Source organism: Sediminivirga luteola, assembly GCF_014639315.1.
GTDB lineage: Bacteria > Actinomycetota > Actinomycetes > Actinomycetales > Brevibacteriaceae > Sediminivirga > Sediminivirga luteola.
Window position 1 is genome coordinate 21154 of sequence record NZ_BMFY01000005.1, and the last position, 13012, is coordinate 34165.

Consider the following 13012-nt stretch of genomic DNA (forward strand, 5'->3'; position numbering starts at 1 on the left):
TCCGCTACCACCTCGTACGACCTGATCACGTTTTGTTCACGACTCGATTTCACGACTCGATGGGGAGTTGCACGATGAAACTCAGGACATCCATACGGACCGCGGCCGCAGTCGCCACAGCCATCGGCCTGGCCGCCGCGAGCGGCTGCGCGGGACAGGCGTCTTCCGATTCCGATGTGCTCAATGTGGGGCAGATCAGCGATTCGGTGGCGTTCTTCCCGCTCTACGTCGCCGAGCAGGAGGGATTCTTCGAGGAGGAGGGCGTCACGCTCGGGGAACGTCCCAGGCTGGGCACCGGCGCCAAGCTGGCTGCGGCCCTCACCTCGGGATCCATCGACATCGGCGCGGGCGTCATCACCGATGCGCTCAACCTCGCCGAGAACACCGACGACACCCAGATCACCGGCTCCCTGGTCACCGAGTACTACGTCGACGTCATCACCGCGGACGGCTTCGACGGGCCGCCGGCGGATGCCCCGCTGGAGGAGCGCATCCGCGCGCTCGAAGGCAAGAACATCGGGATCACCGACCCGGGCTCCGGCACGGAGGCGCTGCTGATCTATCTGTTCGACCAGGTGGGGCTGGACGCCAAGACGGACGCGACGCTGGTCAACCTCGGCGCGGTGACGTCCTCGGCCATCGGCGCTATGTCCAGCGGTCAGGTCGACGCGCTGGCGTTCTTCCAGCCCGCCGGGCAGATGGCGGAGGTCGAGGGTGTCGGGGAGATCTACATCTCCCCGCAGCGCGGCGACGTCCCCGATATGGCCGGTGCGCTGCATGGCGTGCTGTTCAGCACGGGCACCGCCATCGAGGGCAAGGGCGAGCAGATCGAGGCCTTCAACCGCGGGATCGACCGCGCCCTCGAGTTCATCGAGACGAACCCGGAAGAGAGCGCGGAACTGCTGTCCTCGTATCTGGAGGGCACGGATCCGGCGGCGGTGGAGGCCTTGGTCGAGATCCTCCCGCAGGAGATGGCCACCTCCGCGGTGGTGGCGCAGGACGCCTTCGACACCGCGATCAGCTTCCACCTGGATTCGGCCCTGATCGCCGAGGCACCGGACTACAGCAGCATCGTCTGGGCCGGGGTCCAGGAGTGACCGCGAACGAGGGGCCGGTCGGGACCGTACGGACCGTGCCGGGGCAGGGAAGCGCCGATGACAGCGATCGAGGAGGACAGATGCCGGAGCGCACGCTTCTGGTGGTGGGCGCGCACAGCGCGGACTTCGTCTGGCGCGCCGCCGGGGCGGTGGCCACGTTCGTCCGGAACGGGGGCCGGGCACATGTGGTGGCGATGTCCTACGGGGAGCGCGGCGAATCCGGCGAGCTCTGGAAGCAGCCGGATCAGACGGAGGAGAACGTCAAGCGGATCCGGCACGCGGAAGCGACGGCCGCGGCCGAGCATCTGGGAGCGTCCTTCGAGGGACTGGATCTCGGGGACTATCCGCTGCGGGCCGATGAGGACGCAGTCGGCAGGCTGGTCGAGGTGATCCGCGAGCTGCAGCCGCGCGTGATCCTGACCCACCCCGACAAAGACCCGTTCAACCCGGACCACCCGGTGGCACGGCAGGCGGTGGACCGTGCCCGGCTGCTGACCTCCGGGGCCGGGGTGGACTCGGCCTTCCGGACGGTCCCGCCAACCGAGTACCTGGCGTTCGAGCCCCATCAGCCGGAGCTGTGCGGCTTCCTCCCGAGCGTCTTCGTGGACATCACCCCGGTGTTCGAGCAGAAGCTCAGCGCCATGGCGGAGATGAAGGCGCAGCGCTATCTGCAGGAGTACTACGCGCAGCGGGCCGAGCACCGGGGCAACCACGCCCGGAAGGTGACCGGCGACAAGTCCATCCGCCAGGCCGAAGCCTTCCAGCGGCTGGTCCCGAACGTGGTGGGCGCACTGTGAACGAGGACGCGGTGAACGCCGATGCCGCTCTGCGCGAACGATTCGCGGGAGTCTCGGTCAGCCACCTCGGCGATGTGATGGACCGGTTGAACGTGGTGGACGGTCGCATCAGGCCGATCTGGCCCGGGTGCCGGCTCGCCGGCCGGGCCGTGACGGTCCTCACCGCCGGCGGCGACAACCGTGCCATCCACGAGATCATCCCGGCACTGAAGGACGGCGACGTCCTGGTGGTGAACGGCCAGGGCGTGACGCATCGGGCACTGATCGGCGAACTGATCGCCGAACGGGCCCAGCGGCGGGGCTGCGCCGGGTTCGTCCTCGACGCCGCGGTCAGGGACGCCGATGAGATCGCCGGGCTCCGCTTCCCGGTGTACGCCCGCGGCGTCATCCCCGCGGGCCCGTACCGCAACGGCCCGGGCCGCAGCGGAGTCCCGGTGGCACTGGGCGGAGTCGTCGTCCGGCCGGGTGACTGGGTGATCGGCGATTCCGACGGGCTCGCCGTGGTGCCCCAGGAAGAGGCCGAGGACATCGTCGCGAAGGCCGAATCGAAACGGGACACCGAGCTTCAGCAGCAAGACGACATCCGCGCCGGGCGGATCGTCTGAGCGCGCTTCAGCGGCCGGACTGGTCACTCGCCCGGGTGGACGAGCCCGGATTCGTACGCGGCGACCACGATCTGCGTACGATCGCGCAGGCCCAGCTTGCTTAAGACACGGGAGACGTGGGTCTTCACCGTCTGCTCCGAGAGGTACAGCTCGGTGGCGACCTCGGCATTGGAACCGCCCCGGGCGATGAGCCGCATCACCTCCAGCTCGCGTTCCGTCAACTGCCCCAGCACGGCGGTGTCCCGTCGCCTGGCCGGTCGGCGGGCGTAGTCGGCGATCAGCGTCCGGGTGACTGAGGGGGCCAGCAGCGCCCCGCCGTCGGCGACCACCCGGACGGCATGGACGAGTTCCTGCGCGGTGGCGTCCTTGAGCAGGAAGCCGCTCGCGCCGGCCTGCAGCGCGGCGAAGACGTACTCGTCCGAGTCGAAGGTCGTGAGCATCACGATGCGCGGATGCTCCCCGGGCATGGCGAACACGGCACGGGCCGCGTCCAGGCCGTTGAGCCGCGGCATCCGGATGTCCATCAGGATCACGTCCGGGTGCGTCCGCCGCACCAGGTCCACGGCATCCGCGCCATCGGCGGCGCTCCCGACGACGCTCAGATCCGGCTGCGCGTCCAGCAGGGCGCCGAACCCCTCGCGGACCATGGCGTGATCGTCGATGATCGCCACGCGCACCGCCGCGCCGGGCGCACCCGCTGTCTCCGTCATGTCCTCACCGTAACCCGCTCGCGCCCGGACCGCGGACCGGCCGCGGGCAGATCACCCGAAGGTCGTACCCGGGTTCACTCCTGCGGGTGATGCGGCGGCGGAGAACCGGTCCCTAGCGTCACGGGCATGTACCTCACTGCGATATCCCTGGCCGTGTTCGCGGCCCTCTTCCTGGCCCTCGGCACGCATCTGCAGCACCACGCCGTCGCCACCGCTCCGCGTGCCGACGGTGCCTCCGTGGGTGCCCGCATGCGGGGGCTGCTGCTCGCCGCACGCAGCCCCCTCTGGCTGCTCGGCCTGGCGCTCATCGGCGCGGAGATCGTGCTGAACGTGCTGGCACTGGGCCTGGGCCCGGTGGCGCTGGTACAGCCCTTGGGTATGCTGTCCCTCGTCGCCGCGGTCGTGATCAGCGCGTTCGTGCTGCGGCGCCGCCTCGGTCTGGCGCCGCTGGCGGCCCTCGCCGGCACCGTGCTCGCCGTAGGGCTGTTCGTCGGCCTCTCCTCCGGCTATGCGCGCCCGCTCGTCCTGGAAGGCGATACGGCCACCCGGCTGGGCGGTCTCATCCTGGTCTTCACCCTGCTCGGTGCCGGCATCGCCGTGAGCTCCGCCCGGCACGTGATGCGCGTGGTCACGGCGGGCGTGCTCTTCGGCTCCGTGGCCAGCGGCGCGCATGTGCTCGCCCACTCCTTCCTGCACGGCGGGCCCTCCGCCCTGCCCGTCGCGGCCTGGTGGACGCTGCTGGCAGGGGTGGCGCTCGGTTCGGCCGCCGGGACCTGGGTGGTGCAGACCGCCTACGCCTCCGGGCCGCCCGAAACCGTGCTGGCGGGCCTCACGGTCGTCGATCCCATCGTGGCCGTCACCATCGGTGCGGGCGTGCTCGGCGAGTACGCCGGCGCGACCCCGGCCGGAAGCGTGGCGCTGCTGGGCACGGCGGCGGCGGCCATCGCCGGCGTCTTCGCCCTGGCCCGGCTGCACCCGTCCGTGCAGGCCGGCCCATCGCCGGGCGGCGCCGCGCTCGCGGCACCGGCGGCACCGGTCTTGGCAAGCGCCGGTACCGGCAAGTCCACGGATGGGGGACGATGATGACGATGACCTCCGACGAAGCCCGGGCGGGCTCCTCCCCGTCCTTCCTCCAGCAGCTCGGCCGTGATTACGCCTACGTCCTGCCCGGCTTCCTCACCTCCCTGCTGGCCTTCGTGGTGCTGATCCCGATGTTCGCCCTCGGCGCCGGCACGCTCGTCATCTGGCTCGGTGCCGTGCTGCTGCCCCTGACCCTGCTCATCGGCTCCGGTTTCGCCGGGCTCTCCCGCGCCCGGCTGCGCATCTGGGGCCGGGCGCTGCCGGCCCCGCGGTACCGGGAGCGTTCGCCCGGTGTGAGCGGCCTGCTCGGTCTGCTGGCCGATCCGCGCCGCTGGCTCGACCTGCTCTTCGAGAGCCTCATCGCCTTCCCGCTGCGCACGGCGGCCTTCACCCTGGCGGTCTCCTGGACTGCCGTGGCGCTGGGCGGCGTGACGTACTGGCTGTGGGGCCACGCCATCCCCGGCGACGAGTACCGGGGGCTGGGCCACCTGCTCCTCGGCGCCCTCCACGCGCTCGGCCTCTTGCCCGGTATGGAATCGAACTACCTGGCGGAGTCCCTGGTGAACCTCATGACGGGATCGGTCTTCCTGGTCACGCTGCCGTTCGTCATGCGGGGACTGGCACTGCTCGACGCGACGGTCACGACGGCAGCCCTCGGGGCGCCCGCCCACGGGTCAGGCCCAGGCGGCGAGCCGGTCGCCACCTGGCCGCAGCGTGCGGGAAGCACCGGCGATACCGCGCCGCGGGAGTGGTCCGCCGATGCCTGGACCTGGCTCGCGGCGGCGGTCGTCGCCGTCGTGCTGCTGGCGGTGGGATGGCCGGTGCTGGCTGCCGTCTACGCGGTGCCGGTGGCAGTGGCGATGCTGCTGGCCCTCGCGCACAGCGGCGCCCTGCTGCTCGCCGTCCGGCAGCCGATGGCCGCCGTGGCCCTCGGCACCGCCGCGGGGCTCGGCGGGGCACTGGCGAGCTACCCCGTCACGGGTCTGCCGTGGCCCTGGCCGGTGCCGGCGATGCTCGCCCAGCTGGTGGTGATGGTGCTCGTGGCGCTGCGGGCGCCCTGGGGCCTCGCACTGGCGGCGTGGGCGCTCCCGGCCGCGGGATCGTTCATGTTCATGCCGTTCCTGCCCGGCTCCCGCGTCGACGGCGCCCTGGCCAACGTCATCGTGCTCGCTTCCGTCGGCGCCGCCGTCGCGCTCGTCGGGGCGCTGCTGCGGCTGTGGCTTCTCAGCCGCGGCGCCTTGGTCGCCGAACGCCGGGTCGGCGCGGTGCAGGAGGCCAAACGGCGGGAACTCGAGGAACGCAACCGGATCGCCCGCGAGCTGCACGATGTGGTGGCCCACAGCATGTCCGTCATCAGCGTCCAGGCCGCCACCGCCCAGTACCGGCTGCCGGGCGTGGACGCGCGGATCGCCCGGGAGTTCGACTCGATCGCCGGGTCGGCGCGGCAGGCACTGGGCGAGATGCGTGCGCTGCTGGCGCTGCTGCGCGGCGCGGACCGTGCACCGCTCGCCCCGCAGCCGCATCTGGGCGATCTTGCCGGGCTCATCGAATCGACGCGGCAGTCGGGCGCACGGATCGAGTTCACCGAGACGGCGGCGCCGGGACAAGACCCGGCGGCGATCCCGCCCGCCACGGGCGTGACCGCCTATCGGATCGTGCAGGAGGGGCTCAGCAACGCCCTGCGGCACGCGCCGGGCGCCGCCGTGCGCGTCCGGGTGGACCTGGACGGCGAGTATCTGAGGATCACGGTGACCAACGGGCCCGTCCGCGCCGAGGACTCGGCCCGTGCCGGCACCGCCGGCGGCGCCGGGCTGGGACTCGCCGGATTGCGGGAACGCGCGGAGGCGCTGGGCGGCAGCCTGGACGCCGGACCCGAGCCCGACGGTAGTTTCACGCTGCGCGCGCAGCTGCCGGCGGGTTGAGGCTAGCTGGGCGCGGGATCAGAGACGCGCGGGGAGGCCGTCGAGCCCGGGCCGACGCTCAGTTCCCAACGTCCCTCCGAGGGTCGCAGCCAGACGACCGCGCCGTTGGCGAGCTTGGGCAGCAGCGTCCCGGTCAGCTGCGCCGTCACGAGCCGGATGAGCGTGCCGTGACAGACCACGGCGATGCCCTCGGCCGGGCCTGACGACATGTCCGGCCCGGGCGGTGTGGACGCCGCATGGCCCGCATCGGCGGCCGTTCCGTGTTCCTGCAGCACTTCCGCCAGGAAGTCCGCGCCGCGGCGGCCACAGGCCTCGGCGTCCTCCAGGCCCGGCACGGAACCAGGCTGGAGCAGATCGTTGAGCGAGTCCCGCTCGGTCCATCCCGTCGACGCGGCGACCTCGCGGATGCCGGGCCAGCGGGCGAAGAGCTCCTCCACCCGCAGCCCCTCGGCCTGGCCGAAGGAGCGCTCGCGCAACCGGGCGCTCAGCTGCGGCTCGGGGCCCAGGGGCGGGCCGGCGGCACGCAGCCGCTGCACGATCAGCCTGGCCGTCTCCTCGGCGCGGCTCAGGTCCGAGGAGAAGCAGGCGCTCCAGCGGACCGGCAGGGCGGCCAGTTCCTCCCCGCGTGCCCGTGCTTCCGCCCGGCCGGTGTCATTCAGCGGGACGTCGGTGCTGCCCTGCATCCGGCTCTCCAGGTTCCACGCGGTCTGGCCGTGCCGGATGAGAGCGACGAGGGGAGTGGTCATGCGGCGTGCTCGCCTTCCTGTCGTGCGGCTGGTGTGCTGCCGGCCGCGGACAGGGGGTAGAAGGTCCCCGCGGTCACGTCCACGCGCACGGCCTGGCCGGGCTGGGGCCGCCAGAGCGCGGTCTCGCAGCTGAACTCCAGCCCGGACCACTCTATCCGCGCCGAGCAGGAGTGCCGGCCGTACAGGCTGGACAGGACCCGGGCGGGGGCGCTCGCTGGGATGAGCGCCGGCGGCGGGTCGTCATCGCCGCTCGTGACGCGGGCTCCGGGACCGGTGGCAGTGCTGGCGTCGCGGCTGGACGGGGCGTTCGTGAGGTGATCGGCTGCGTTGCCGCCTGACGGGGTGTTGCCGGCACCGCCGTTCACGGGGGAGGTGCCGGCCGGAGTTTCGCCGGCGGCATCGTCCGCCGGGGAACCCTCGACGGCGGTGAGGCGGAACTGCTCGGGGCGGACCGCGAGCAGACCGGTCAATGGCGCATTCCGGTTTACCGGACCGTCCGCCGCCGAGCTGCTTGACGCTGGACCGCGTGACGCCGGGCCGCTCGCGGACGTGACGTCCATGCTGGCTTGAGTGCTGTCCGGCGCTCCCGGTGTGATTCGTGCGGCGGGCACCGCGAGGGGCACCTGCTCCGCGTGGAAAAGCCCGTTCTCCAGGCGGCCGCGCAGCAGCGTCGCATCGCCGAGGAACCGGGCCACGAACGGTGAGGCGGGCCGTTCGATCAGCTCGTCCGGCGCGCCGATCTGCTGCAGCCGCCCGCCGTCCAGGACCGCGATCCGGTCGGCGATCGCGAGGGCCTCGCTGCGGTCGTGCGTCACATGCACCACCGTCAGGCCCAGCTGCTTGCTCATCGCCTGCAGCTGCGCGCGCAGATCGGCGCGCAACGGCTCGTCCAGGGCGGAGAGCGCCTCGTCCAGCAGGAGCACCCGGGGCTTCCTGACGATGGCCCGGGCCAGGGCGACCCGCTGCCGCTGGCCTCCCGAGAGCTGCGAGGGCCGCCGGGAACCGAAGCCGCCAAGGCCCACCAGCTCCAGGACCTCCGCGACCCGAGCCCGGCGCTCCGCCCGTCCGGCCCCGGCGAGCTTGAGCGGGTAGGCGATGTTCTGCTCGACGCTCATATGCGGCCACACCGCGTGCTGCTGGAACACCATTCCCAGGCCGCGCCGCTCCACCGGCACGCTGCGTCCGGGGGCCGCGACGACCTCATCGCCGATGAGCACCTCGCCCTGAGACGGCGTGATGAACCCCGCCAGGGTCCGCAGCAGCGTCGTCTTCCCGGAACCGGAGGGCCCGATCAGGGCCATGAACTCCCCCTCCCGGACCTCTAAGCCGATATCGGCCAGGCCCAGGGAGCCATCGGGGTAGGTGACGCTGGTGTGGCGGAAGGTCACGGAAGCCATCGATGCTGCCTTTCGGAGAGAACTGGAGACGGAGCGGGGACAGCACGCCCGTGGGCGATCTCAGCCATGGCGCAGCCCCCGGGTGGCCAGGCCCATACCGCACAGGCCCACCACCGTGACGATGACGGACAGCGCCGCGGCGGTGCCGTAGGCACCGGACTGCTGAAGGTTGAAGATGACCACGCCCAGGGTCTGGACGTTCGGTGCCAGGAGCAGCGCGGAGATGGTCAGCTCGCGCACCGCCGTGAGCAGCACCAGGATGGCACCGGCCCGGGCCGCCGGCAGCGCCATTCGCATCGAGACGTCCACGAAGGAGCGCAACGCGCCGGCGCCGCTGATCCGCGCGGCCTCCTCCAGCGCAGCCGGCGTGGAACGCAACGGCGCCTCGACTGCCTGGACCACGAGCGCCAGGAACGCCATCACATAGGCGCACAGGATCAGCCAGGGACTGTTGAACAGGCCCAGCGACGGCGCGAGGATCAGCCAGCCGACCGCCACGATGATCCCCGGCACCGCCTGGGGCAGCAGCGCGATCTGCCGCAGCGGACCGCTGCCCGGGGTGCGGGCGCGCGTGGCGAGGGTGCCGATCAGCAGGCCGGCGGTGCCGGTGATGAGGGCAGCCCCAGCGGCCAGGGTGATCGAGGTGCGGGCGCCGTCGACGGTCCAGGGGCTCTCCAGGACGCGCTCGAAGTTCGCCAGCGTGACGGTCTCCAGGCTCAGCGGCACCCCCGGAGCCGGGATCAGGGCCTGCTGCAGGAGCGCTGCCAGCGGCAGCACGGTCAGCCCGAGGACCACGAGCCAGACCACCGGCGAGACCAGCCAGGGGGCGGCCAGGGACAGCGGCGCCGGAGCGCTCGCGGACTCGCCCGCTTCCAGATCGGCGCGGCGGCCGGTCCGCTGCATCGCGAACAGGCCGGCGGCGACGAGCAGCAGGAGCAGCACGCCGATGCACGCCACCAGCTGCAGGGGCCGTTCCACCGTCCCCGACTGCACATAGCGGTAGGCGAGGGTCGCCAGCGTCTCGTAGCGCTCCGGGGTGCCGATGAGCGCCGGGATGCCGAAATCGGCGAGGTTCGACACCGCGGTCAGGACGAACGCCGAGAGCAGCGCGGGGCGGATCAGCGGCAGGGTGACGTCACCGAGCACCCGCCGGGTGCCGGCCCCGCTGACACGGGCGGCCTGCTCCATATCGGCGGGGACGCGCGCGGCCGCCGCGGCGATGATGAGATAGGCGACGGGATAGGAGTGCACCGTCAGCAGGAAGATCACGCCGTCGCCGCCGTAGATGTTCCACAGCGGCCGGTCCAGCACCTCGGCCGCGGCGCGGTTGAGCGGGCTCATCGGACCGAACACCCCGGACCAGCTGATGGCGCCGATGAACGGCGGCACCAGCAGCGGGCTCAGGGCCAGGACGCGCAGCACGCGGCGGCCGGGCAGCTCGGTGTGCTCGATCAGCACGACCAGCACGGTGGCCAGCGCCACCGCCGCGAGTCCGCTGGTCAGCGAGGAGACGAGGCTGTTGACGGTGGCGCGGACGACATCGGCGGCGGCCAGCTCCGGTAGCCGTCCCGAGCCGACGCCGATCACCACGACGGTGCCCAGCGGCAGGACGATGAAGAACAGGCAGAACAGCCACAGCAGCAGCGTCAGCCAGCTCGGTCCTCCGCCGTGCCCGCGAGACGAACCGAGCGTGGAGCCGAGCACCGAGCCGAACGACCGGCCGGAGGAACGGCCCGCAGGCCCACCCGGGACCGGGTGAGCCTGCGGGTGCGACCGGAGAGGGATCTCAGCCGATCGTGTTGGTGAAGACATCCAGCGCATCCTCCCGGACGGCGGTGACCTCGTCCAGATCGGGGCTCAGCAGGGACAGTTCGCTCAGCGCCGGCGCGCCCTCCGGGGTGGGAGCGTCCTCGCGGACCGGCAGGTAGTTCTGCTCGGCGGCCAGGGCCTGGCCGCGTTCGCCGACGAGGTAGTCCACGAACGCCTGCGCCGCCTCCTGGTTCTCGCTGGACTCGAAGATGCCCACCGGCTGGTAGACGTAGGGCACGCCCTCGCTCGGGTAGGACACCTCGATGGGGGAGCCGGCATCGCGCAGATCGCGCACCAGGTAGTCCACCACGATCCCGATCGGCTGCTGGCCGGAGGCCACCGCCTGGGACACGGGACCGTTGGATTCGGCGATCACGGGCTCGTTGGCGCCCAGCGCCTCGAACCACTCCTCGCCGAGCCGGTCGTCCAGGTACCAGACGGCCGCGTTGAACGCCGCCGCGCCGGAGACCGCCGGGTTGGGCAGGGTGATCTGCCCCTGGAGCGCGGGATCGGTGAGGTCCTGCCAGGAGGCGGGCGGCGTATCGATCTCACCGGTGTTGTAGGCGATCACGGTCGGGATGATCCGGGTGCCGGTGTAGTAGCCTTCCGGGTCGCGCAGGTGCTCGCCGATGGCGTCCGAGCCGGCCGGCTCGTACTGGGCCAGCAGGCCGTCGGCCTTGTACCCCTCGAAGGTGGGGGCGTCGGCCGCGAGCAGCACATCGGCCTGGATGCCGCCACTGGTCTGCTCGGACTCCAGCCGCGCGGTGAGGTCGCCGGTGCCGGCGCGGAAGGCGTTGACCTCGATGTCCGGCTCGACCTCGTTGAAATCGGCGATGAGCTCGTCCAGCTTCTCCTGCGGCTCGGAGGTGTAGACGGTGATGGACCCGGTCAGGCCGTCGCCGCCTTCGCCTTCGGCGGCGTCGTCGCCGGAGGCGGGCGTGCAGGCGGCGAGCAGGCCGGCCAGGCCCAGGACGGTGCCGCCGGACAGGAGGGTCCGGCGCAGGCTGCGGGAGCGGATGGGACGTGTCATGATGCGTTCCTCTTCGTCAGTAGGTGCTGGCTGGGTGATGTGGGTGTGGCGGTGCGGGTGGACCGGGTTGAGCTTCCGGCCGGGACGGTGAACAACGGCGGTCCGGGGGTGAGGGCGCAGGGCGTGGCGGAGACCCCGTGGGGCCCCAGCTCCACGAAGGAGACCATCCCGGCATCGGCGCCCTGGACCGTCCCGGGCCGGGGGTTCATGATCTGCTGGTAGGACAGTGCCGGCGAGGTCCAGACCGGGATGCCGTGGAAGAGCGCCGATTGCGGGTGGTGGTAGTGGCCGGTGGCGATCAGCCGCACATCGGTGCCGGCGACCGCCCGGGCGAGATCCGGCGGGTTTGCCAGGCCCTGCCCCTTCATGCCCGGCAACGGCGAGGGCACCGGGCTGTGGTGCAGCGCCAGGATCGTGCCGTGGCCGGCCGGGCGCCGCAGTTCCTCGGCGAGCCAGTCGAGCTGGGCGGCGCCGAGCCGTCCCTCGGAGGAGTCCAGGGCGACGATGCGCCAGCCGCGGATCTCCTCGACCGAGTAGTCCCGTCCGGCGTGCCCGGGCAGCAGCCGTGCGGCCTGGCGGTCGTCGTGGTTGCCGAGCACGGTCACGACGGGCGCGTCCAGGGCGCCGGAGAGCCGGGCCAGGCCGGCGGCTACTTCCGGGTACGAGGCCGCCTGGCCCCGGTGGGCGAGGTCGCCGGTCACCAGGATCAGGTCCGGCGCGAGGGCTGCATCCAGGGCGAAGGCGGCGACGCGCTCCAAGCGGGCCGCGGTGTCGATCCGGCCGAACAGGAGCTCCCCGCCCGCCATGGCGTGCAGATCGCTCAGGTGCAGGATGCGCAGGCTGACTGTGCCTGCGTCTGTGGCTGTGGCCGGTGCGGGTGAGGTGCTCATCGGCGGCCCGCCTTGGCGTGCAGGTGTGCCAGGGCCCCGGCGGTGAGACCGGAGGCGCGCAGATAGGCGCCGATGCCGCCGTGCTGCTCCTCGAGTTCGCCGATGACCTCCGCGAGCTGTTCCCGCGGGCTGGCCAGGTGCAGCTCCAGGCTCGCCCGTGCGGTCTGCTCGTCGACGCCCTCGCGGGCGAGTTCCGCCAGGACCTCGGTGCGCCGTTCGGCGGGCATCTGGGCGGCGGACTCCGCGTAGTCGTCCAGGACGGCGTCCTTCGGCGCTCCCGAGGCCAGGAGCGTGAGGGCCACGATCAGGCCGGTGCGGTCCTTGCCGAATGCGCAGTGCACCAGGGCGGGGCCCTCGGCGTTGGCGACCGCCTCGACCGCCCGGGCCAGGGCCCCGGCGCGCTCCCGGGTCAGGAACCGGTAGACGGAGCCGATGGCGCCGACGGTGGGCGGCCCGCCAGGCAGCTGGTAGAGCGGGACGGACACGACGTCGATGCCGTGCCGGGGCGCCTCATCGCCGCGTTCGGCCGGCTCGCGCAGATCCACGATCCGCGTCAGCCCGAGTCCGGCGAGCGTGTCCAGGCCCTCGGGGGTGAGCGCATCCAGCGCGGCGGAGCGTAGCAGCCAGGGGCGGCCATCGGCGTCCGCCCCGGCGATGCGGGTGTTGAAGGTCCCGGGGACTTCGAGTGTCAGCAGCACGTGTGTTTCACCGTTTCATGGAGTATGAAATGCGCGTTCGTGATCATCGTGGGAGCCGATGTTGACGCGCGGGTGAACAGCATCCGGCGTTCCGGTGACGTCTTGGCGAAGGCGCGGGTACTGTGCTCGCCCGGTTGCCTGAGCCGCGCTTAGTTTCACGGTTGTGCACTATTTCCCGGTGAGCTCACGCGGAGTTAGTACACAACCCCGGAGCCATCCCGCTGAAGTCTC

At 72.1% G+C, this 13012-nt stretch carries 12 protein-coding genes; 5 read left to right on the forward strand and 7 right to left on the reverse strand.

From position 1 onward, the window contains the following. Window positions 1–74: 74 nt before the first annotated feature. The 3 genes from IEW13_RS06780 to IEW13_RS06790 all read left to right on the forward strand — a co-directional run bounded on the left by IEW13_RS06780 (window position 75) and on the right by IEW13_RS06790 (window position 2499). Complete coding sequence (locus tag IEW13_RS06780) at window positions 75–1097, forward strand: ABC transporter substrate-binding protein (RefSeq protein WP_188550197.1); 1023 nt, start codon at window positions 75–77, stop codon at window positions 1095–1097. Window positions 1098–1177: 80 nt separating this feature from the next. Further along, on the forward strand, window positions 1178–1894 hold the full coding sequence (locus tag IEW13_RS06785) for a PIG-L deacetylase family protein (protein ID WP_188550198.1): 717 nt from the start codon (window positions 1178–1180) through the stop codon (window positions 1892–1894). Further along, window positions 1891–2499: an RraA family protein gene (locus tag IEW13_RS06790; protein ID WP_229744980.1), complete on the forward strand. Its 609-nt coding sequence runs from the start codon at window positions 1891–1893 to the stop codon at window positions 2497–2499. Before IEW13_RS06785 ends, IEW13_RS06790 begins: the two co-directional genes overlap by 4 nt. A 23-nt stretch (window positions 2500–2522) precedes the next feature. Here IEW13_RS06790 and IEW13_RS06795 read toward each other — a convergent pair whose 3' ends face one another. Further along, the gene (locus tag IEW13_RS06795; protein ID WP_188550199.1) at window positions 2523–3209 is read right to left on the reverse strand and encodes a response regulator; all 687 of its coding nucleotides are present in this window, start codon (window positions 3207–3209) and stop codon (window positions 2523–2525) included. Window positions 3210–3335: 126 nt separating this feature from the next. Here IEW13_RS06795 and IEW13_RS06800 point away from each other — a divergent pair, with 126 nt between their 5' ends. Next, window positions 3336–4292, forward strand: a complete 957-nt coding sequence (locus tag IEW13_RS06800) for a DMT family transporter (RefSeq protein ID WP_188550200.1) — start codon at window positions 3336–3338, stop codon at window positions 4290–4292. Between the two features lie 5 nt (window positions 4293–4297). After that, window positions 4298–6211 carry a sensor histidine kinase gene (locus IEW13_RS06805; protein ID WP_188550201.1) on the forward strand — a complete coding sequence of 638 codons (1914 nt, stop codon included), beginning with the start codon at window positions 4298–4300 and terminating at the stop codon, window positions 6209–6211. A 2-nt stretch (window positions 6212–6213) separates the two neighbouring features. Here IEW13_RS06805 and IEW13_RS06810 read toward each other — a convergent pair whose 3' ends face one another. The 6 genes from IEW13_RS06810 to IEW13_RS06835 are packed head-to-tail and all read right to left on the reverse strand — an operon-like array spanning window position 6214 to window position 12781. Then, complete coding sequence (locus IEW13_RS06810; protein WP_188550202.1) at window positions 6214–6957, reverse strand: histidine phosphatase family protein; 744 nt, start codon at window positions 6955–6957, stop codon at window positions 6214–6216. Beyond that, on the reverse strand, window positions 6954–8354 hold the full coding sequence (locus tag IEW13_RS06815; RefSeq protein ID WP_188550203.1) for an ABC transporter ATP-binding protein: 1401 nt from the start codon (window positions 8352–8354) through the stop codon (window positions 6954–6956). Before IEW13_RS06815 ends, IEW13_RS06810 begins: the two co-directional genes overlap by 4 nt. A gap of 60 nt (window positions 8355–8414) precedes the next feature. Beyond that, a complete protein-coding gene (locus tag IEW13_RS06820) occupies window positions 8415–10166 on the reverse strand; it encodes an ABC transporter permease (RefSeq protein ID WP_188550204.1) in 1752 nt (583 codons plus the stop codon). Next, the gene (locus IEW13_RS06825) at window positions 10141–11193 is read right to left on the reverse strand and encodes an ABC transporter substrate-binding protein (RefSeq protein ID WP_188550205.1); all 1053 of its coding nucleotides are present in this window, start codon (window positions 11191–11193) and stop codon (window positions 10141–10143) included. Before IEW13_RS06825 ends, IEW13_RS06820 begins: the two co-directional genes overlap by 26 nt. Beyond that, the gene (locus IEW13_RS06830; protein ID WP_188550206.1) at window positions 11190–12083 is read right to left on the reverse strand and encodes a metallophosphoesterase; all 894 of its coding nucleotides are present in this window, start codon (window positions 12081–12083) and stop codon (window positions 11190–11192) included. Before IEW13_RS06830 ends, IEW13_RS06825 begins: the two co-directional genes overlap by 4 nt. Next, window positions 12080–12781 (reverse strand): tyrosine-protein phosphatase, encoded by a 702-nt coding sequence (locus tag IEW13_RS06835; protein WP_188550207.1) that lies wholly within the window; start codon window positions 12779–12781, stop codon window positions 12080–12082. The genes IEW13_RS06830 and IEW13_RS06835 overlap by 4 nt, the downstream gene beginning before the upstream one ends. Window positions 12782–13012 lie beyond the last annotated feature (231 nt).